The organism is Microbacterium capsulatum, assembly GCF_030865425.1.
In the GTDB taxonomy this organism is placed as follows: domain Bacteria; phylum Actinomycetota; class Actinomycetes; order Actinomycetales; family Microbacteriaceae; genus Microbacterium; species Microbacterium capsulatum.
Genome location: NZ_JAVFCB010000007.1, coordinates 37,478 through 57,663, shown reverse-complemented (window position 1 = coordinate 57,663; position 20,186 = coordinate 37,478). Strand labels below are relative to the sequence as shown.

The following is a 20,186-nucleotide window of genomic DNA, read 5'->3' as shown; positions in this document are numbered from 1 at the left end:
TGGTTGCTAAAACCACAACACCCACGGTAGGACGAGTTGGGGGGGCGGGGGCGCCCCAAACGCCGGGCGCCCACGACCTGGGACCTCAGTCGGCCAGGACCAGGTCGATACCGCGATTCGCCAGTCGGACGGTGAGCGCGATCAGGTCGTCGCCGTCGATGCCTCGTAAGCAGGCACGAGTGACGATGACGCAGTCGACGTGGTGCTTGTCGAGCATCCGAGTCAGACCGTTGAGCCGGTCGCCTGCTTCAACCCGGTATCGGATCGTGCCGGTGAACTGCTCGACGATCGTCATGCCCATCCATGTGGCACATGCCGCGATCCGGCGCTGCTGCTCATCGACAGTCCGGAACCCCAGTCGGAGCGGTGCCCGCTCGGTCATTCCCTGACGCCAGAGGAGCGCGCAGGCCGTCCTCCTCTCGTCCTCGGTGTTTGTGTTGTTGGCCATGTCGCCTCCTTTCCTGAGGTTGTGGCAGCGAGTGCTGCCTATTCGGTTGTGTTCCCCGCGCAAAGCGAGGCCTGGCCCGCCGCGACAACGAGCGCGCGGCTCTGGCGTCGTGGCGGAAACTCAGAGAGACTCGGCTGTATCGTCGGCGTCCGCGACGTGGCTGCCGTACTCGTAGGAGGCTTCGATCAGGAGCCGCCTGGCTCGGAGGCTGCCGAGGCGAAGTGCGGTGCGGGCCTCGGCTTCCGCGCTCGCCAGATCGGCCAGCGCGCCGTCGAGCTCGGCACGTTGCGGCGCCGCTCGACGGCGGAGCAGCCAGTCGCCGACGAGTACCCAGGCCAGGTAGGCGATCGTGACGAGCAGCGCTGCTGAGAGGAGGCCGAGAACGAACAGTTCCCCGCCGTTGTTCATCGTCCCCACCGCCCGATAGCCTGGGCGGCGCCGATGGCGTAGCCGTCGACGATGGCTTTGTACCGGGCTTCGCCGAGGGGCGCGATGCTGATGAGGTGCCCTTCCAGTGCCGACAGCGCACCGGCGTTGAGGAGGGCTTCCTCGGTGAGCGAAGCTCTGGTGCGTTCCGTTGCCGTCGCCACGACGGCAGTCGCGTTGACGCGGTCGAGGGACTGGCGGGTCTGGCGGACGACCACGGCCCGGTCGCGTTGCTCTGCACGAGTGAGGGCGGCGTTGTTCAGGCTCCCGAAGGGGAGCAGTTCAGAAGACATCAGGGGTTCTCCTTGTCTTGGATATAGGGGTGAAGAGGAGCAGGAGGCGCCCGCCTCGTGAGCGGGCCACCTCCTGCTCTGGGGGTTCGGGGTCCTTCGTAAGGACCCCGAAGACTTAGGGAGACGGAGCCAGGATCTCGACCGTGTTCGTACCGGCGAGTGTGTTCTCGGCGAACCGCTTCGCGGCAACGGCAGATGGTGCGATGACCCAGCCGCCGCCGACATGCTGACCGTCGGCGGGCGAGATGAGGGCGAACTGGAACCCTGAGGGTGGACCCGCCGGAACGTTTCGGGGCTGGGTGAGCGGACCTTCGATCCGCGTCGCGGTGAATGAGGGAAACCACTCCCCGTCGGTAAGAAGCTCATCGGCGGCGCACTCAGCGCCGTACAAGCTGGATGCCTCGAGGGTGAGGATGCGCCGGGGCTCGAAGAGCCCGTAGAAGGTCTCGACGGTCCACAGGGTGACGGGTTCGGGGCACATGTCAGATCTCCTTCGAGACGAACGGGCTAAGAGCTCTTGCGGGAAGCGGAAGGGTGCTCGCGCCGACCGGGAAACTTGACCAGAACGGTTGAGACTCCGCCGGGTGCTCGGTGCCGTCGGTGAATGGCTGGCAGCAGCGTCCGCACCAGACCGGCCCGAGTGTCCACTGACGCACGGACATCCGGAACGTGCGGGGGCGACCGGCGACGATGCACTGGCAAGAAGCGAAGACGTACTTGCTATTGGCCTGTACTGGTTCGGCGGGCGCTACAGCTGGCGCGAAGGCACGTTCGTTGTTGGGTGCGGCGTTCAGACGCAGCGCCTCGTCCATCAGACCAACGAGGTCAGCGAATACGTCCCGGCCCCAGTCGCTGAGACGGTCGGTGATGATCCCGTAGGGCGCATTCGCCGGTCGGACCGTGTTGCAACCGAGCTCGCCGGCGATGCGTGCGAAGCGGTTGGAGTGGTACCGGCCGCGGTTTGAAGTGTCCTGGATACCGTGCGCGTGGGCGTAGAGATGCGCGAGCTCATGAGCGATCGTGACGGTAGCGTCCTCGCCCGTCGTCGCGGTCGCGTGACCGCACCGTCGGTCAGCGTTGAGATGGATCTCGTGGAGGCGCTGTCCATCGTGTTCCCACTTCTCAGCGGTGAACGTCCCGAGCGGGCCGCGGGCCTTGCCGCCGACCACGACCAGCGCCTGCGTGCGGAACAGCTGGTTGGTTCCGGGAAGCCGCTCCTCGCAGCGCATCGTGATCTCGTCCGCCGTGAGGTAGGCGGCGCTGATGAGCTTCGCGTGGTGCTGCGCAGGAAGCTGCAGCGCCTGACGGGAGAGCTCGTTGGTGGTCATGAATCCACCGGAACATGCAGTCATGGGGTTGGGCGAGGTGCCGGGAGCGTGTGAGCGCAAGAGGGAACGTAACGGTGAGCGCAAGACGCAACGCAGAGCGCAACGGGGCCAGAAATGGCAATGGCTCCGCCGAAGCGGAGCCAGATGAGTGGGGGCATGACAATGCCCCGCTCACGAAAGTGACGGTGCTGCGACCGTGAGCCTTGTGGGGCTCAACGGGAGCATTGTCACGCCGCGTGAAACGGGGCGAAAGAGGGTCTACCCATAGGCGGGATCCTCGTTGAGGTGCGCGTCCGCATGCTCGCCGATCGCGTTGATCAGCGCTTCTAGGGCTTCGATCGGGTTACCTTCTGAGCAGGTCGCGAAGGTGTGCAAAGCACCGATCGTGTAGCTGTACCTCCGCTCGGCGAAGGCCTCGATTAGAAGTCTTGCGCCACGGTTCAGCGGGGAACCGTTGTCCATTTCATCGGTCGTAGGCATCGCCACGTCCCTTCGATTGTGTCGGATGCCGACGGGCTCAACACAACAAAGTGAGTTGAGGACGGCGCACTGGGCTGGACGGAGTTCCAGTCAGGTGCGCTGCCCTCGTCTCAATGAAGGACTCTCGCATTATAGAACATATGTTCGAATATGTCAAGACAAACTAAGCTGGGGTTATGGCAAAGCTGCCCGTAGTCGAGGGGTGGGAGGATCGCGCTCCCTGGGAGATCGAGCTGCGCGGCCTGTTCGCTCAGCCCCTCCTGATCGGGAACGTCGAGCTGCTGCCTGGGCTCGTTGCCCTGCTGCCGGAGGGCATCACGCGCGGAGCGTCGCCGACGCATGTGCACCTCACCAGGCTCTTCACTAGAGCGCTTGCCTATGGTGATTCGAGGACAGCGGACGGTCAGTCGCCGAAGGAGCGCGACGAAGCGCGTAAGGCACGGGCGTGGCGGGAAGGCGCTCGCGGAACGTTCTGGCTTCCCCGCACGGACCGCGAAGATGATGGGTCGAGGTACCCATCGGCGGAAGAGCGGTACCTCGTCTACAGTAAGGGGTCGCGGCGCTCCGATATTCAAGATGCTCGCCGCTGGGCCGGCCTCCGGTGGAACAACGCGGCAGGGAAGGCAAATACGGAGCCGGGTAGCTTCGTGGTGTTGGGGCGTAAGCACCTGAACGCGTTCTGTGTTCAGCTCGTCGACGATCTCAAAGTGTACCTTCATGGTCTCACGGAAGGGGAAGAGCAAGCTGAACTGAGCTTGTTCGCTGACCGTCTTGCAGAAGAACAGCCTGAACAGGCCGGGCTCTTCGCCGCCGCATTCGCGGATCGGCTTGATAAGCCCGCACCTCGCTATCCATCCCATCTGACGCCGAGTGTCTTGGCCTCTACGATGACCCTCTCGAGGTGGCCGGGAGAGCGGGGCGCATCGGCCACACCAGGCTCAATGTATGGCGGCCCGCGAACGTCGGGAGGACAACCAGCACTCGACGTCCTCCGCCAAACGCGTCGTGCCGTTCTCCTCGGCGACCCGGGAAGCGGCAAGTCGACCATCCTGGCGGCCGCCGCGATCCGGCGGATCCGGGACGAAGGTTCTCCGATCACCATTGCGTGTCCGCTCTCAGCGGTGGCCGCGAAGCTCTCCCGCGAGCTGCTCAATCGAGAGATCAGCCAGATACTCGAGTATCTCGTCGAGGTTAGTGTCGACCACTACGCCTCGGGAAACGCTTTCGAACCAACTGCTCTTGCAGAAGCGCTTCGGACGAAACCCGAAGGGCTGATCGCTCTGGATGGGCTGGACGAAGTTCCCGCGGAGAAGCGTCACCTCGTCGCTGAGCTCATCCGCAAGATCGAGCCGATCGAATCCAGCATCCTCATCACCTCGCGCCATGTCGGCTACGAACGGCTGGAACGAGACTGGACAGAGTTCAACACCGACCGGCTGACCTCTGAGCAGGCGAGGGATTTCCTCGGCCAGTGGTTCGGAGACGAGAACCCTGACGGGCATCGACGTGCGTTGCAAGCGATCGGTCTCGGCCGCCGGTCGCTCTCCGGCGCCCATCGACGAACATCGATCGGCGAGATTCCCGTTCTCCTCGGGATCGTGGCGGACGTGGCGTCAGACGGCGAGGTCCCGGATAGGTCGGGGCAGCTCTACGAGATGTACCTTGAGCGATTCTTCCAGCGGAGCTGGCAGAGGATGCATCCCAACCAGCGCCTCACGGGACCCGAGATCGACCGTCGACTGGCGGTCGCCGAACGGATCGCGTTCGCGATGATGCGTGGAGCAGGTTTCGGCGTGTCCGGTGGTTCGCAGGACGTCGCGATCAAAGCCGATCTCTACGTTGCCGTCACCGATGAAGAGCGGCCCCTGCTCGAGGAGATGCTCGCGATCGACGGAATCCTTGTACCGCACGGACAGCATCGATACGAACGAGCTCAACCGGTGCGATGGCTGCACAAGACGGTCCATGAGTTCCTCGTGGGTAGCTACCTCGCCCGACTCTTCAGAACAGACCGGAGCGCCTGGGAGGCCCACTTCACCTATGCGCTCCAGCTCACGTCCGCGTGGGCAGTGCCGCTCGAGTTCATGATGACGTCTCTCGATGAGCGAGATCACGATGAGGTGTTCCGCACCATCGAAGCGTTTGCCTCTGCCGGAGACCCCGGCCGGGTCATACGGGGGACGGCGCGGTCGATGGCCGAGATGACGTCTCCGGGATCGTTGTTCCGGCAGCGGCTGGCAGGTCTCTTCGTTCAGGCCGAAGACTGGGACGGTGCGTTCCGCATCGACGAGCGGACATGGCACCGACTGCTACGCCACCGGCTCGACAACGGTTCGCAGCGGTTCCCGGCACTCGGCTTCACCTCGTTCGTCAAAGCCGCCGAGAGTGAAGAACTGGGAAAATCCCTGCGTGCAGCGGTCAGGCGCGCACTAGCGGCCAGCGACAACGCCTGGGTGAGCACAATTCGCTCGCTATGGGGCAACCAGCCGAACATCGATCTCTGGTTCTACGCGGAGCTCCTGAGATGGGGCCCTTGCGGCAGTCGACCCGAGCTTGAGGTCGCTCCTCGGCGCTATTCACCTGCGGCGGTTTCGACCGCGCTCAATGCGCTGGCCGACGCGGAAGAGGCGGCGCAACTGGAGTTCGTCCGCTTCGTCTCCTACACCGGGGTCGACCTTCGGCAGCACATCAAGGCCCACCCCTGGCTCGATAACCAACCCCTCGTGCATGAAGTGGAGCCCATCGTCTTCGACTTCGACAACTTCGAAGCGGAACTGGAGGCCGCCGAACGTCCGGAGGCGGCGCTTCGCGGGGTCTTCGGTTCTTCGGCGGCCTGCGAAATCGCCCAGAAGCTCTCGACCGAGAACCAGCCGAAGATCGAATTGTTGCCCTGGGCGATCATCGGAGACTGGCTCCACACCCTGGAACACCCTGAACGAGATGTCGAGGTGTCGCCGCCATCCGCTGCTGAGCTTGCTCACGCTATGCGGGCGCTCACCGAGGACCCGAACAGCAAGCTGGATCCAGCCGATCTGCTACCGCTCCTTCGGGCAGCCGTTGTCTGGGTTCGCCATTCGTATGAACTGACCAACATCAACGTGGTGCTCGAGGTGTACCGGCAGCTCCTGCGGTTGCCGCGCAGGTGTGGTGACGTTGGCGCCGCGCGCGCCTCCGTCGTGAAGACCGTCGACCATGCCCTGTATCGGGTACTCGCGGCCCAGCAGGACGCGGCCCTGAGAGCGGTTCTCGCAAGCGATCCAAGCGGCTGGGCGGATGGCCAGGTGGAGCCGACGCTCCCGATCGCGCTGGAGTTCGCGGCGGGGGAATTGCTGGATCTCGACGTACTTGTGGATCTCGCGGCGTGGGCATCGAAGACGTCTAGCGACGTCGTCGGTCTGCTCCATCCGCGACGAGTTCGCACATCCGACTGGCTGAACCACGCGGAACTCCGTGGCGTCAAGGTTGAGTCCTACCAGGCGACGAGCCGCGATGAGATCGCCCGAAATTTGTCGGCTGAGGGCTGTCTTCCGGAATGGCGAGATCGACTGTTGTGCCAGGTGTGAAGGGAGAGTGGTCGGACCAGCGGCTGCTTCGGGGTGAGGTGAGGTCGGTGGTGTTGTTCGTCGTGAATGCAAAACACGGGCCGCAAAATGGAGCTGTGGCCCGCGACGGTGTCATGAAGTTCCAAGCCGGAGGAGGACACCGTGACGAGCGGAAGGCGAGCCAGGGCACACAGGCAATCTGGACAGCGACTGACATCACGCTCACGCAAGAAGGACGAGATTGCCAACAGCGCGCCGATTGGACAGCCGTTGCAGACCGCGAGACCAATTGTGACCCAGGAAATGATGTACACGGTTGTCCCGCGATTCCCCGTTGCTGATCCTCGCTCCAAATTAGGCAACGGACCGATCGGAGCCGTTGGCGAGTATCTGGTGATCTACCGCCTCGGAGTTCCTGGAATCAACAATGTCGCCACCGAATTCAACTTCGGTACCCTCGCGGCCATCGGCGACAGCCTGATCCAGGCACATCCCGACGCCGTCGCGGGCATGGTTGAGTTCATGGCGTCTCCCGACGCTCCCGCGGATCACAAGCTGGAACTTGGTGTCAACGCCGAGCATCGTCTCGCTTCAGTTTCGGTTCGGTGTCACGCTGAGAACTTCGACGACGCGGCGGCGTATGCACACGACCTGGTGATGCCGTTCCTCAGCCAACTGGCGTTCACTCACGAAGTCGCGATCACAACGACGGGCCGCGAGATCATCGAGGTTGCCACCGAAGCGCGGCAGCTTTCCCAGACCGTCGCAGGAGCTGTCAAGATGACGGGGTCGAGCCTCGGGGTGCTGACCCCGGAGCAGCGCAGACTGTTGGCCAGCTACCGAGAAGGCCTTAGCGCGTCCGAGCCTCTCTACCAGGTGCTGTCCTTTTTCAAGGTAGTCGAGGGCGTGTTCTCCATGCGGAAGCGCGAAGATGCCGAGATGCGCCAACGGGGTGAGACGCCGGATCGCGAAAGCGAGAGAATTCCCGAAGACATGACCGCGCACCTACATCCCCACGACGCGGCGCTCCAACTGGGGGCCTTCACGCCGTACCTGGGACGCAAGTTCACGGACGTACGCGACGACCTCCGGGACAGCCTTCGGAACAACATCGCACACATGGACTTCAACGAAGATCCCTTCAGTGCCGATGTTTACGCCGACCTCGTGACAGTTCTGAAAGGGTTGCCCGTGCTGAGGTACATGGCTCGCGTAATGCTCTCGTCGGTTGTACCGACTCAGGAGAACGACGCCACGACAGGTTAGGAGGGGACAGGTCCGTGCGCAGCATGAGAACCTCGTGCCCGTCATCTACCGCCCGACCGCGATCCCTGGCTTCTCCTCCGGCAACAGCGACGCCACCGAGACGTCGAACACCTCGGCCAGGGCGACCAGCGTGCTGAGCCGAGGGTTGGCTGGTGTTCCCGGGTTCGACTCGCCCTTTTCGAGCTTCCGGTAGGTGAACGTCGTGATCCCGGCCGCGTGCGCCGCTCGCTCCTGCGTCAGGCCGGACGCGGCTCGCGCCTTCCCGACGCGGAGGCCCAGCTCGCGGGCGTAGAGCACCCACGGATCGGAGCTGGGACGAATTGGCACCATTCCAGCGTCTCCGGGCGCCTCGTTCGACTTGCGCATGTATACATGCCAAAATCAACGAGCGCTCGTAAACATTCGCCCAGGGGGAGAGATCACATGAATCGAACTATCCAGACAGCCCTCGTCACCGGCATGCTGCTGGCCTCGCTGACCGGCTGCGCGGCAGCCAACAGCACCGACCAGGCTGCCGCACCGGCGACGTCGACGTCCTCGAGCGCCGCGCCGTCGCCAGCGCCTACTTCCACTCCTACGCCGTACGCGCCGCCGGTGAACTACCAGCTGCAGACCTCAACCCAGGTCGTGACCGGCACCGGCGGGTACAAGCAGACCGTCACCGTCAAGATGGGCAAGGTCATCGCCGGAACGGACGCCGCGACACTGACTGCTGCCTGGGCTGCCGTCTCCGGCGGCAGTGACCCGATCCCGTGCCTGGGCAAGCAGCTCGGCACCTTCCCGTACACGGCGACTCCGGACGTCACCGGCTTCGCCTACGGGACGATCACCTTTGTCAACAACACGCCCTCCTTCCCGGCGAAGAACTGGGGCGCCGGGCTCAACCCAAGCAGCACCCTCGGCATCGGCGTCGATTACTTGACCGGGGCGAGCTGCGACCAGGTGCTCAGCTCGACCGTGATCGCGTCGGATCTGAAGAACAGCTCCACAGCGTCCTGGAGCGTGCCGTTCGTGATCGCCGTCCCGAACTACCAGTCACCGAGTCACCCGACTGGCGATCCATCGAGCCTCAAGTCTTTCGGAATGCAGGTGAACGGCGGCGACCCTTCAGGCGTCGCCGACTTCACGATCGCGCTGGCGCCGCTGAAGCCCTGAGCGTCAGACCTCCCTGCAGACATATGCTCGCTTCTTCTTGGTCATATCTGTCGCCCACCATGAACCGCAAGCGCAATCCCGTAAATGCATAATCTGCCGTAGATTTCACAACGCCGCCGATCAGAAGATTGACTCCCTCAGCCATCGGTTCATACTGGTCTTCGCTCCTCATCAGCCTGCGGTCTCCGTGATGAACTCATCCCGAGTTCGTCGGCCGCTCCTGATGAGGAGGCCTCACGATGAGTGAGAACACGCCCGCCGCCAGCACATCGGCGGCACCCAGTCCGGTGCGGACCCTCGCCGTACGCATCGCTGATGAACTGCGGGCCCAGCTGGACGTCATCGCTCAGCTCAATGACCGCAGTGTCACCGAAGAGATCCGGATCGCTCTCGAGTCCTGGGTCCAGACCAGCAAGTCGGATCCGAAGGTGCTCGCTCGGGCCGAAACTGTCCGAGCTGAGATCGAACGCGAAGCGAAGACCAAGCAGAGCGCGATCGAGGCGATCTTCGGCAGCAGCGGGGCTAAACCGCCACGTAGTCGCGGCGCTTCCGCCTGACTGGATGCTCTCCCATCTCATGGGAGGGGTGAGTGGTCGATCGGGCTTTGGGACGCGATTCGCGTTCCGCTCCCGGTCGGCCACTCGAACATCAACGATGCCTATGCCTCGTTGCTGCCCCGCGGCTTGTCAGGGAACCTCACCAGGGGTTCTCGGCCGCGACAACAGTAAGGAGGTGGGACAGATGGTGCGATGCATTGTCATTCCGCGGGACGGAAATGGCACCCCGCGAATCCAGGAGCTTGACGGCATCCGTGACTTCCAGAAAGTCACGGGCGGCTGGCTGGAGCCGATCGATCTTCCGGCCCTCGCCGTCACCATTTGGGTGAACGAGGCGTCCGAGCGAGATCGAAGCAGGTTCAACTCTCGTGCCACCGCACTGTGGTGGTTCTACAGCACCCGCATGCATCGGCAGCGCTTCATTCTCGGCGACGTCGTCTTGACCGGCGACGATAACGGCGAGGTTGGCGCAGAGGTACCCGACGACATCATCCAAGGCATGCTGACCCCTCACGAGTTCGTGATACAGGTCAGTCTCGAGGGCGACGAGCTGTGGCGGAACACTCCTGTGTGCTTCGATAACATCTTCGACGCCATCCAGTGGTGCATGCTCGTCGCGAGCACCGTGCGACCCGGGCCAGGTTTCCGGATCACGTCGACAGTGTAGAGCGATTCCACCATCCACCGAGAGGCTCCGAATGGAGGTCGGTCGTGGTGAGGGGGATCGTCGTTCTTTTGGTGGTCGGAGACGTTCCCGCTTTGCCCATCGAACTCGTCACATGCGACGGCACGATCTGATGTGTCGGCGTCCCAACCTCCTCTCACAGGCGGTGACCGTCCAGCTCTGAGTGCATAGCGCACCGAGCCGGGCGGTCATCGCCTTCTTCAATTTCTTGGGGGGTGACAACCCGTGTAACCCGGAAAGCGGTACTCGCGCGACGGAAGGGTCGCTGCCGCCGAACCGTGCGGACGAAAGGGTGAAGGCAACCCGTGTTGGTTGCAATCGCCGCCACGGCCTCCTCGAGGGGTTGGAGTTCGCTGGTTCTGTCAGTCGCGCATGACATCCTGAATCGAAGCAGATCGTCGAGCGGACGATCCATACTCGAACATGTGTTCGATAGCGTGGTACAATGGAGGATACATGGAACGTGGCCGTCAGCCATCTTCAACTTGCGGCACCCTCGACGGAGGGGTTTCCTGATGGCGCGCCTGGCAAAGAAGACCCAGGTCAAGTCGCTGGAGCAGCGTCTCTGGGATGCCGCCGATGCACTCCGTGGCAACCAGGAGCCGTCCGAGTACAAGCACGTCGTGCTTGGTCTCGTCTTCCTGAAGTACATCTCCGACCGGTTCGAGGAGCGCTACCGGGCCATTGAGACGACCCTGAGCGACCCGCACTCTGACGACTACATCCCCAACGAGGCCCGGCGCCAGACCTTCCTTGAGGACCGCGACGAGTATGCCAGCCACAACGTTTTCTGGGTGCCTGCCGACGCGCGCTGGGAGGCGATCCAGGCCCGCGCCAAGCTCCCTACCATCGGCCAGGATATCGACCACGCGATGGATCTGCTCGAGAAGGAGAACCTGAGCATCCGTGGTGTGTTGCCGCGCAACTACGGCCGCGAAGGCCTCGACAAAGGCCGTCTCGGTCAGCTCGTCGACCTCATCGGATCCATTGGCTTCACTGAGAGTGACGACCACGGATCGGACGACGTGCTCGGCCGCGTCTACGAGTACTTCCTTGGCCAGTTCGCCGGCAAGGAGACTGGCAAGGACGCTGGCGCTTTCTATACACCGCGCAGCATCGTAAAGACTCTCGTCGAGATGCTGGAGCCGTTCCACGGCCGCGTCTACGACCCCGCTTGCGGCTCCGGCGGCATGTTCGTGCAGTCTGCCGAGTTTGTGAAAGCCCACGGTGGTAAGCGCACGGACATCTCCGTCTACGGCCAGGAGTTCACTGATACCACCTGGAAGCTGGCCAAGATGAACCTCGCCCTGAGAGGTATCGAAGCCGACCTCGGCGACCGCTCCGCCGACTCATTCGGTCAGGATCTTCACCCTGACCTGCGCGCTGACTTCGTGATCGCCAACCCGCCGTTCAACGTCTCGAACTGGTGGGATGCGAAGCTTGCCGATGATCCGCGCTGGAAGTACGGAACCCCGCCCGAAGGTAACGCCAACTTCGCCTGGGTACAGCACTTCCTCTACCACTTGAGCCCCAGGGGCACGGCCGGATTCGTTCTGGCGAACGGGTCGCTGTCCTCCAAGAACAGTGGTGAAGGAGAAATCCGGCAGAAGCTTGTCGAAGCCGGCCTGGTTGACTGCATCGTAGCGATGCCCGACAAGCTGTTCTTCAACACGGGTATCCCGGTCAGCCTCTGGTTCGTTTCGAAGGACCGTTTGGGCAACGGCCACCGCAAGCGCGATGGCGAAGTGCTATTCATCGACGCGCGCAAGCTCGGCCGCATGGAGACACGGCGCCTGCGGGTACTCAACGACGAGGATATCGCCAAGATCGCGGGCGCGTACCACGCTTGGAGAAACCACGACGGCGACTACGAGGACGTCCCGGGATTCGTCAGGGCAGCAACGCTGGATGAGATCAAGGAGCACGACTTCGTGCTTACACCCGGCCGTTACGTCGGAGCAGAAGAAGCCGAGGCCGACGACGAACCGGTCGACGAGAAGATCGGTCGGCTGACCAAAGAGCTGTATGCCGAGTTTGACTATGGAGCCACGCTCGAAGTCGAAATCCGGTCTCGTCTCGGGGACCTGACCGCATGACGCAGAACATCACGATTGGTGACGCTGTGACCGTCGAGCGCGGCACCACGTACAAAAGCGGGCTGATCGGAGAGCCAGGGCCTGTACTCCTTGGACTCGGGACAATTCAGCGCAACGGCGGATTCCGTGGCGACTCGCTACGCACATATGGCGGCGAGTCGCCAGACAAGCTTCTTGTCCGACCGGGTGAGCTGTACGCGTCGTTGAAGGATGTGACTCAGTCAGCTGATCTGCTGGGCGCTGTTGCTCGGGTGCCCGTTGACGGCCCAGTGGGACGCCTTACGCAAGACACCGTACGTTTGGACCTCACTGGTGTAGTTGAGGCCGATTACTTGTACTGGGTCATGCGGACACCGCAATACCGTGCATACTGCCGGGCGCACGCGACTGGAACCACGAACCTCGGTCTGCCGCGTGATGACTTCTTCTCCTTTAGCTTCCCGGCCCCATCGGATGAGCGGAATAGTCTCGTCTGCTTGCTCGGCGCGCTCGACGACAAAATCAATTCGAACCGGCGACTGATCAGTCTCATTCCGCAGTTGATCCGTTCAAGGGTCAATGCGCTTCTACTGATCGAGACGAAGCTCGTCCCGGCTTCTCGCCTGGCGACGTTTGTTAATGGCGGTGCTTTCACCAAGGGTGCGACTGGCACTGGTCGCATGGTCATCCGGATTGCGGACCTCAACTCCGGTCCTGGACCATCGACCGTCTACAACGATCTCGAGGTTCCCGAAGACAAGACAGTTCGCGCCGGTGACATCCTTATGTCTTGGTCTGGTTCGCTCGGCGTATACCGCTGGGCACGCGACGAGGCGATTGTCAATCAGCACATCTTCAAGGTGATCCCGAGCGGATATCCGGCGTGGCTTGTGTTCGATCGTGTTGAGGCGGTGATCGAGATCTTCCAAGGGATTGCAAAGGACAAGGCGACAACCATGGGACATATCCAGCGCGGCCATCTGGACTCGACCCTCGTTGACCTACCGACCAGCGGCGCCATCGAACGACTCGATGAGGACCTCGGTCCGCTGTGGCGGCGTCTGCTTGTCGCCGAGCAGGAGATGCTCAAGCTAGCCACACTCCGTGACGCGCTACTGCCCGAGTTGCTCTCAGGTCGCATCCGGGTGCCCGAGGCCGCGCGGGCTGTGGAGGGAGCAATCGCATGACTGTTCTGAACGAGTCGACGGTCGAGCTCGCAGTTCTCCAGTACCTACGCGAGCTCGGCTACGCGACGGCTTTCGGTCCGGACATCGCCCCAGAGGCACCCGCTGCTGAGCGCACGACCTACGAGCAGGTCTATCTGCTCGATCGCCTGCGATCCGCCGCTCTGCGGATCAACGCAGGTCTCGACTCATCGCTGGTCGAGGAGGCCATCAAGCGCCTTGGTAGGGCGGAGTCACAGAATCCGGTGGCCGAGAACTTCCGTGTGCACACGTTGCTGGTCGAGGGCGTGCCGGTCGAGCACCGTGACGCCGAGGGGGCTGTGCGGACGACGCGCGTCCGTCTCGTCGACTTCGAGCTTCCCGCCAACAACGACTGGCTGGCAGTTAACCAGTTCACGATCGTCGAGAACGGGAAGAACCGGCGACCCGACGTCGTGATTTTCCTGAATGGCATCCCGCTCGGCTTACTGGAGTTGAAGAACCTGGCCGACGAGCATGCGACGCTCAAGGGTGCCTGGAACCAGATCCAGACCTATCGCCACGACATCCCCTCGCTTTTCGTTCCGAACGCGGCGACGGTCATCAGCGATGGCATCAGCGCTGCGATGTCCTCGTTCACTGGCGGATTCGAGCACTACGCGCCGTGGAAGACCATCGATGGGCGTGAGGTGGTCACGAACCTGCCTGCTATTGAGGTCCTGATCAAGGGCGTATTCGACCAGAGACGCTTCCTGGACATCCTGCAGAACTTCATCGTGTTCAGCGACGAGTCCAAGGGACTGGTGAAGCGGGTCGCGAAGTATCACCAGTACTGGGCGGTCAACTCCGCGGTCGAGTCGACCATCGAGGCAGCCGGGCCTGATGGCGATCGGCGCGGAGGCGTGGTCTGGCACACCCAGGGCAGCGGCAAGTCGATCGAGATGCTGCTCTACGCAGCCAAGATCATGCGCGACCCGCGGATGGGTAATCCGACGCTGGTGTTCATCACGGACCGCAATGACCTTGACGACCAGCTATTCGGTGAGGTGTTCGCTCCGGCCGAGATCCTGCCCGAGAAGCCTGTCCAGGCCGACAACCGCGGCGACCTGCGCCAACTGTTGCGGCGCGCCTCGGGCGGGATTATCTTCACCACGCTGCAGAAGTTCGCTCCCGAGGCTGGCGGCGACTCCAACCTGGTACTAACTGACCGGCGCAACGTTGTCGTGGTGGCGGACGAAGCGCACCGATCGCAGTATGGCTTCGCCGAGTCGGTCGATCTCACGACCGGCCAGATCAAGTCCGGCCTGGCGAAGCACATGCGCGACGCCTTGCCGAATGCGACCTATCTCGGATTCACCGGCACACCCATCGAGTCGAACGACAAGTCGACGCGGTCGGTGTTCGGTGACTACATCGATATCTACGACCTGACTCGCGCGGTCGAGGACGGCGCGACCGTTCGCATCTTCTACGAGTCCCGCCTGGCTAAGGTGTCGCTCGACACGGACGTGCACGCGGCTATCGACGAGCTCGCCGATGAGATCACCGAGACGGTCGAGCAGGACGAGGCGACCCGGGCGAAGTCCAAATGGGCGCGTCTGGAAGCCGTCGTCGGTGCGAACGACCGGCTTGACCTGATTGCGGGCGACATCGTTGACCACTGGGAGAAGCGCCGGGGCGAGATGCTCGGCAAGGCGATGATCGTCACGATGTCGCGGCGGATTGCCGTTGACCTCTACACCAAGATCGTCAAACTCAAGCCCGAGTGGCACAGCGACGACCCGGCGACCGGGACGATCAAGGTGGTCATGACTGGCTCTGCAGCTGACCCGCAGCCGTTCCAGCCACACATCTACGACAAGAAGACCCGCAAGGACCTCAAGGCTCGCGCAAAGGACCCGAACGACCCGCTGGAGATCGTCATTGTCCGCGACATGTGGCTCACCGGCTTCGATGCGCCTGCCATGCACACGATGTACGTGGACAAGCCGATGCAAGGTGCCGGGCTGATGCAGGCCATCGCCCGCGTGAACCGCACGTTCCGCGACAAGCCTGGTGGGCTCATCGTCGACTACATCGGCGTCGCCACCAACCTGCGGCAGGCACTCGCGGAGTACTCGCCGAGCGACCGTGACCAGGCCGGCGTCCCAATCGAAGAGATCGTCGCCCAGATGCTGGAGAAGCACGACATCGTGCGCGGCCTCCTGCACGGCTGCACCTACGACTCTTCGCCGCTCTTGTCGGCAGCGGACCGGCTCGCACAGCACGCCCTCGTCCTTGACTTCGTGATGGCTGACCCTGATCGGACTGCCCGATACCTAGACCAGGTGCTCGCATTGGCCAAGGCGTTCGCCCTGTGCGGCGCCCGGGATGAGGCGGCCGTGATCCGTAACGACGTGCGCATGTTCACGGACGTCCGCGCCGCGATCGTCAAGATCCAGAACCCCGATTCCGGTCGCGCAGGCAGCGGCGCCGTCGAGATGGACACCGCGATCGGGCAGCTCGTCAACGAGGCAGTGGCCGCGGACGAGGTCGTAGACATCTATAAACTCGCCGGAATCGAGACCCCGGAACTGTCGATCCTGTCCGACGAGTTCCTCGACAGTATCGCGGGCAAAGACAAGCCCAACCTCCAGATGGGTCTGCTGCGGCGGCTGATCAACGACCAGATCCGTACGGTGCAGCGCACCAACATTGTTCAGGCGCGGAAGTTCTCCGAGCAACTCGACGAGGCGATCAATCGGTACACCAACCGGGCACTCACGACCGCCGAGATCGTCGCAGAACTGGTCAAGCTAGCCAAGGAGATGCGGCACCAGAACGATCGCCACAACCAGCTCGGGCTGTCCGTCGCCGAGGCAGCTTTCTACGACGCAATCGTCCAGAACGACGCCGCGATCCTCGAAATGGGCGACGATACACTCAAGAAGATCGCCGTCGACCTTGTCTGGGCCGTGCAGCAGAGCGCCACGATCGACTGGTCGCTCAAGCACTCTGTTCGTGCGGCCATGCGCTCCAAAGTCCGCCGCCTTCTCGCCAAGTATGACTACCCGCCTGACCATGAGGAGAAGGCGGTCGAACTCGTACTGCAGCAGGCGGAGCTGTTTGCAGGTTCAAGAGGCAAGCAGGCGTGAGTACCGGTCACTCCGATTTCGAGACGGACACCGGACGTCAGCAGTCCGATCTGACTGCTTGGGGGACGGGCGCAACTGTTTGGACGAACGTGCGGAGAGAACTCGCAGTAAACCTCAAGAGTCGAGATCAGGACGCCGCCGAACTGTATGAGACCGCAATTCAGAGATTGGTCTCGCCGCTGACAAGGGCGTCTCTGATGGTGATCAGCCACTGCGTTCGCGAACTGATCAAGGTGCTTCCAGTAATCCTCGGTTACCCCGTTGTTGAACGAGCGGATGCGAGTAGATCAGCACGAGAACTCCATCGGCACTGGGTAGCAGCGTCGTTGCAACTTGACGCGGAACAGGCTATCGAGGCAGCTGCTGTCTCAGTACCGTCTGAGGTATTCGTGGCCGCTCGGGATGCTGCCATAGCTGGAGCGGATGGTTCAAAGAACTCGCGCGAGCTCACGGCGATAATCGTCACGGGTTTTGCGAGTGAAGTAGACACAGCATCGGTGGCCCGTGTGCACAAATCGATCGAATTCTTCCGAGGACTTGCTCATGCCAGGGATTACACCCAACCAGCAAAGCCTGTGCCGAAAGTGGACCGCGTAATTAGGGAGCTTGAAATCATCGAAGAAGCCCTCATGAACCGTATGACAAATATGGCAGACCGGGCGAAGACAGTTCGTGAGTTGCTGGCGAACGCGAATCGCAAGCGCGACGAGGCGGGGCAATGAGTATCTACGAGGTTCCGGACGACGGCGAGGTCGAAAGGACGCTGTCCGCAGTTGGTGAACCGGCTCTACGTCGCTTGTTCTTTCAGGAACTCGAGAATCCTGAGTGGCTCGCACCTTTGACGAGGCTCAAAGCCTTTTCCGATCCCGGCGTCGCGGAGACAGACGAGGGCATTATGGTGAGGCCTTGGCCGGAGGGTGACTACCTCCGCACGATTGCGGTGGCACGCCCTGCCGAAGTCGCTGACGTGTTGGTCGACCTAGGAGGCAGCCGGAATCCATGGGTTCTTCGAACACTGGTCGACATTGCGGCCGAGCTACCCATCGACCAGCTCGTGCAACTTGTCCCTGGAGTCATTCTGATCATCCAAGGAGGGGCATCTCGGGTTGATGAGGTCCGCATTGCGGTAATCACGGAGCGGCTGATTGGCGCTGGTAAGCGAAAAGACGCCAGGAAGGTACTCACCGCGCTGTTTAGTCCGGTGCCTGGCGATGACGAAGAGAGCGTGTTCGGGTCGCGGACACGTATCTCGTCTGCGATCGACGACTATTGGTACAAAGAGTTGGCGGTACGGCTCGCGCCGAGGATCGCTGAGCTTGGCCTTGAAGGCCTCAAACTCGCAACCGGTTGGCTCATGCGGGCCGTTGAGATCCGCTTGGGCGAAGAAGCGGGTCGCGTCTTTGGCATTCGGCGACCCTCGATCGCGCCACATAATCAGAACAATGGCATACATGACATTGACGACGCGTTAATCAACCTGGTCCGCGACGTCGGTGTGGCTGTGACCCAAGCATCTGGTTCACGAGAGGCAGTCGATTTCCTGAATGAAAGAAGCTGTTTCCTCGTCCGCCGTGTCGCAGTTGAAGTCGCGGCAACCGCTTTCGACTTCAACTCGGATGAACTCGTCGCGGCTGCTGCGGCTCTGCTCTGCGACGCCAGCCTGCTAGATCACGATGCGCGCCCCGAGTATGGGCGCCTGGCGGAGGCGGTTATGCCTCATCTGTCCGACAAGCAGTTGGATAACTGGACGGACCTGATTGTCGGCGGCACTTGGTTGCCGGACGAGGATCGCCTCCGGCGGATGGCTGCGTGGCCCGATGGCGATCCCGACGCAGTGAGTCAAGCCGAAATTGACCAACAACGGCGACGGCTGACTCACCGGCTGCTCAGCGCCTTCAGCACCGGCCTTCGCTCGCGACTCGCCGACACGTTTGCAACACTTTCGGGCGAGTTTGGCCCGGTTCAGCATCCTCGGTTCACGAGCTACTTCGAGTCATTTAGTGGGACGAGAAGTCCGTTGTCGACGGACGAGTTGTCGGCAATGTCAGCGGAGGATGTTGCTGAGTATCTCGCGGGATGGAGTCCCGACCCCATGGGACACATCGGTCCATCCGTAGACGGCCTGGCGAGTGTCTTGGAGGGCGTCGTCGCCGAAGCGCCCGGACGGTTCGACGTTCTCCGTGACAGGTTAGCGAGCCTCAAACCGCCGTATGTGAGATCCATTGTTTCGGGATGGACGAAGGCGGTCTCCGGCGGATTCAGGCCGAGCACGGAGTTATGGCAGACCTTGGCCGACCTTGCGGAGCACGAACCCGTCGGGGCTGTACACGAGGCGGAGATCAACATCGATGATGACCCGAGATGGCGACCTGTCCATCAGGCGCTGGTGAGGTTGGCCATGGCCGTCGTAGACGCCGTCGAGAACATCGATCAACTCGAAGCGGCGTGGCGGGTGCTCAAGCCGCTCACTAATCACATCGATCCGACTCCCGAGCATGAAGCTCGCTACGGCGGAAGCAATATGGACCCGCTGACGTTGTCGCTCAACACGGTGCGTCCCGACGCCATCCGAGGTAGCATCCACCTGCTAACCGCCCTTGAGCAAGTCTCAGACCCTGAGGCGGCTGCGACGCAGCGTTCCGAAGTGTTGTCACAGCTCGCACCGCACGTTGGACCGTCCGCTGACTCAAGCTTGGCGGTCGCAGCAGTGTTCGGAGAAGGCCTAGGGCGCATCTGGAGCGTCGACGAATCCTGGGTGACCGATCGGATGAACCCGCTCATCACATCTGTCGCGTCGACGCAAAGTACCGAGCGGGCGTGGGCTGATGTTGTCGTTTCCGTTGCCGTACGTCGGTATCCGGCCAACGCAGTGGTCATGCGCATGCTACGACCTGCCATCGAGGCTGTCCTTTCACACGAGTATAGCCAAGAGGATCACGTCGATGGTTGGCGTGAACGTCTATCCACTGTCCAGAGCGCTGCATCTCACGTGGTTTGGTGCGTAGCTCTCGGAGTGCTCTCACTCGATGACCCCCTCGTCACTGCGCTTTTCAGCGGGTCTGCTGATGCGGATGCACTTGCGGAGGTAATCGGACACCATGGCTGGCAACTGATGCACATCGTTGCAAACGATGATTCCAGCGATCCTCCGATCGAATTTGTCGAAAGATCGCAGGCCCTCATTGAATGGCGTCTGGCCGCTGCTCGGCAAGGGATCGGGACGTTCGATGAACTTCGCCAGTTCCACTGGTGGGTCAAATCCGGAGCGTTTGAGATCAGCTGGTGGCTGCCGATTCTCGCGGAGATCACCCGAGAAGGCGTGACGCTCGACAAGACGTTCATCGGCGACGCACTCGAAGGCGCAGCGGCAGAAGACGCGTCAACCACGATCGAGGTGTACGAGCGACTCCTCGGCGACGGTGAGTACTGGCAGCGCTACGACCTGATGCAGCACGCGGCCCCCATCGTCGTGGCAGCATTGAAGTCATCGAATCAAGACGCGGTGACCAGAGCGCGGTCGCTCATGGACAGCTTCGCGCGTGAAGGGCATCTCGACGTGGTAGATCAGATTGATCGACTGGCCGACCCCAAGGCGTAAGCACGCCATCCGCAGGGCGGAATAGTTCGATGTCAG

Annotated in this window: 17 protein-coding genes; 10 read left to right on the top strand and 7 right to left on the bottom strand. The window is 62.4% G+C overall.

The genetic code is table 11. The features are described from left to right. Nucleotides 1–85: 85 nt before the first annotated feature. From RBR11_RS12620 to RBR11_RS12595, 6 genes are all read right to left on the bottom strand, one after another. Complete coding sequence (locus tag RBR11_RS12620; RefSeq protein ID WP_308489705.1) at nucleotides 86–448, bottom strand: hypothetical protein; 363 nt, start codon at nucleotides 446–448, stop codon at nucleotides 86–88. Between the two features lie 120 nt (nucleotides 449–568). Then, nucleotides 569–856: a hypothetical protein gene (locus RBR11_RS12615; protein WP_308489704.1), complete on the bottom strand. Its 288-nt coding sequence runs from the start codon at nucleotides 854–856 to the stop codon at nucleotides 569–571. Beyond that, nucleotides 853–1,167, bottom strand: coding sequence for a hypothetical protein (locus tag RBR11_RS12610; protein ID WP_308489703.1), 315 nt, complete (start codon nucleotides 1,165–1,167; stop codon nucleotides 853–855). The genes RBR11_RS12615 and RBR11_RS12610 overlap by 4 nt, the downstream gene beginning before the upstream one ends. A gap of 115 nt (nucleotides 1,168–1,282) precedes the next feature. After that, nucleotides 1,283–1,648: a hypothetical protein gene (locus tag RBR11_RS12605; RefSeq protein WP_308489702.1), complete on the bottom strand. Its 366-nt coding sequence runs from the start codon at nucleotides 1,646–1,648 to the stop codon at nucleotides 1,283–1,285. Between the two features lies 1 nt (nucleotide 1,649). Continuing rightward, nucleotides 1,650–2,495, bottom strand: a complete 846-nt coding sequence (locus RBR11_RS12600) for a hypothetical protein (RefSeq protein ID WP_308489701.1) — start codon at nucleotides 2,493–2,495, stop codon at nucleotides 1,650–1,652. A 258-nt stretch (nucleotides 2,496–2,753) separates the two neighbouring features. Further along, complete coding sequence (locus RBR11_RS12595; RefSeq protein WP_308489700.1) at nucleotides 2,754–2,975, bottom strand: hypothetical protein; 222 nt, start codon at nucleotides 2,973–2,975, stop codon at nucleotides 2,754–2,756. Nucleotides 2,976–3,151: 176 nt separating this feature from the next. On the opposite strand from RBR11_RS12595, the gene RBR11_RS12590 reads away from it, so the two are divergent. After that, complete coding sequence (locus RBR11_RS12590) at nucleotides 3,152–6,538, top strand: NACHT domain-containing protein (protein ID WP_308489699.1); 3,387 nt, start codon at nucleotides 3,152–3,154, stop codon at nucleotides 6,536–6,538. 141 nt (nucleotides 6,539–6,679) lie between these two features. Continuing rightward, on the top strand, nucleotides 6,680–7,783 hold the full coding sequence (mauJ, locus tag RBR11_RS12585) for a methylamine utilization protein MauJ (RefSeq protein WP_308489698.1): 1,104 nt from the start codon (nucleotides 6,680–6,682) through the stop codon (nucleotides 7,781–7,783). Between the two features lie 45 nt (nucleotides 7,784–7,828). Here the strand turns inward: mauJ and RBR11_RS12580 are convergent, their stop codons facing one another. After that, complete coding sequence (locus RBR11_RS12580; protein ID WP_308489697.1) at nucleotides 7,829–8,080, bottom strand: helix-turn-helix domain-containing protein; 252 nt, start codon at nucleotides 8,078–8,080, stop codon at nucleotides 7,829–7,831. A 126-nt stretch (nucleotides 8,081–8,206) separates the two neighbouring features. Here RBR11_RS12580 and RBR11_RS12575 point away from each other — a divergent pair, with 126 nt between their 5' ends. The 8 genes from RBR11_RS12575 to RBR11_RS12540 all read left to right on the top strand — a co-directional run bounded on the left by RBR11_RS12575 (nucleotide 8,207) and on the right by RBR11_RS12540 (nucleotide 20,150). After that, entirely contained in the window at nucleotides 8,207–8,938 is a 732-nt protein-coding gene (locus RBR11_RS12575; RefSeq protein ID WP_308489696.1) for a hypothetical protein, read from the top strand. 239 nt (nucleotides 8,939–9,177) lie between these two features. Continuing rightward, nucleotides 9,178–9,495: a hypothetical protein gene (locus tag RBR11_RS12570; RefSeq protein ID WP_308489695.1), complete on the top strand. Its 318-nt coding sequence runs from the start codon at nucleotides 9,178–9,180 to the stop codon at nucleotides 9,493–9,495. Nucleotides 9,496–9,679: 184 nt separating this feature from the next. Further along, nucleotides 9,680–10,162, top strand: coding sequence for a DUF3846 domain-containing protein (locus tag RBR11_RS12565; protein ID WP_308489892.1), 483 nt, complete (start codon nucleotides 9,680–9,682; stop codon nucleotides 10,160–10,162). A 533-nt stretch (nucleotides 10,163–10,695) separates the two neighbouring features. After that, entirely contained in the window at nucleotides 10,696–12,276 is a 1,581-nt protein-coding gene (locus tag RBR11_RS12560) for a class I SAM-dependent DNA methyltransferase (protein WP_308489694.1), read from the top strand. Continuing rightward, nucleotides 12,273–13,442: a restriction endonuclease subunit S domain-containing protein gene (locus tag RBR11_RS12555; protein WP_308489692.1), complete on the top strand. Its 1,170-nt coding sequence runs from the start codon at nucleotides 12,273–12,275 to the stop codon at nucleotides 13,440–13,442. Before RBR11_RS12560 ends, RBR11_RS12555 begins: the two co-directional genes overlap by 4 nt. Beyond that, nucleotides 13,439–16,552, top strand: a complete 3,114-nt coding sequence (locus RBR11_RS12550) for a type I restriction endonuclease subunit R (RefSeq protein ID WP_308489691.1) — start codon at nucleotides 13,439–13,441, stop codon at nucleotides 16,550–16,552. Before RBR11_RS12555 ends, RBR11_RS12550 begins: the two co-directional genes overlap by 4 nt. Further along, complete coding sequence (locus RBR11_RS12545; RefSeq protein WP_308489690.1) at nucleotides 16,549–17,274, top strand: hypothetical protein; 726 nt, start codon at nucleotides 16,549–16,551, stop codon at nucleotides 17,272–17,274. Before RBR11_RS12550 ends, RBR11_RS12545 begins: the two co-directional genes overlap by 4 nt. Beyond that, nucleotides 17,271–20,150 carry a hypothetical protein gene (locus tag RBR11_RS12540; RefSeq protein ID WP_308489689.1) on the top strand — a complete coding sequence of 960 codons (2,880 nt, stop codon included), beginning with the start codon at nucleotides 17,271–17,273 and terminating at the stop codon, nucleotides 20,148–20,150. Before RBR11_RS12545 ends, RBR11_RS12540 begins: the two co-directional genes overlap by 4 nt. The last annotated feature ends 36 nt before the right edge of the window (nucleotides 20,151–20,186 follow it).

Excerpts from the sequence above, each read along its gene's own strand:
- RBR11_RS12550 (WP_308489691.1), top strand. The coding sequence starts at position 13,439 with ATGACTGTTCTGAACGAGTCGACGGTCGAGCTCGCAGTTCTCCAGTAC.
- RBR11_RS12565 (WP_308489892.1), top strand. The coding sequence starts at position 9,680 with ATGGTGCGATGCATTGTCATTCCGCGGGACGGAAATGGCACCCCGCGA.
- RBR11_RS12600 (WP_308489701.1), bottom strand. The coding sequence starts at position 2,495 with ATGACCACCAACGAGCTCTCCCGTCAGGCGCTGCAGCTTCCTGCGCAG.
- RBR11_RS12610 (WP_308489703.1), bottom strand. The coding sequence starts at position 1,167 with ATGTCTTCTGAACTGCTCCCCTTCGGGAGCCTGAACAACGCCGCCCTC.
- RBR11_RS12620 (WP_308489705.1), bottom strand. The coding sequence starts at position 448 with ATGGCCAACAACACAAACACCGAGGACGAGAGGAGGACGGCCTGCGCG.
- RBR11_RS12560 (WP_308489694.1), top strand. The coding sequence starts at position 10,696 with ATGGCGCGCCTGGCAAAGAAGACCCAGGTCAAGTCGCTGGAGCAGCGT.
- RBR11_RS12595 (WP_308489700.1), bottom strand. The coding sequence starts at position 2,975 with ATGCCTACGACCGATGAAATGGACAACGGTTCCCCGCTGAACCGTGGC.
- RBR11_RS12575 (WP_308489696.1), top strand. The coding sequence starts at position 8,207 with ATGAATCGAACTATCCAGACAGCCCTCGTCACCGGCATGCTGCTGGCC.
- RBR11_RS12590 (WP_308489699.1), top strand. The coding sequence starts at position 3,152 with ATGGCAAAGCTGCCCGTAGTCGAGGGGTGGGAGGATCGCGCTCCCTGG.
- RBR11_RS12570 (WP_308489695.1), top strand. The coding sequence starts at position 9,178 with ATGAGTGAGAACACGCCCGCCGCCAGCACATCGGCGGCACCCAGTCCG.
- RBR11_RS12540 (WP_308489689.1), top strand. The coding sequence starts at position 17,271 with ATGAGTATCTACGAGGTTCCGGACGACGGCGAGGTCGAAAGGACGCTG.
- RBR11_RS12605 (WP_308489702.1), bottom strand. The coding sequence starts at position 1,648 with ATGTGCCCCGAACCCGTCACCCTGTGGACCGTCGAGACCTTCTACGGG.
- RBR11_RS12615 (WP_308489704.1), bottom strand. The coding sequence starts at position 856 with ATGAACAACGGCGGGGAACTGTTCGTTCTCGGCCTCCTCTCAGCAGCG.
- RBR11_RS12555 (WP_308489692.1), top strand. The coding sequence starts at position 12,273 with ATGACGCAGAACATCACGATTGGTGACGCTGTGACCGTCGAGCGCGGC.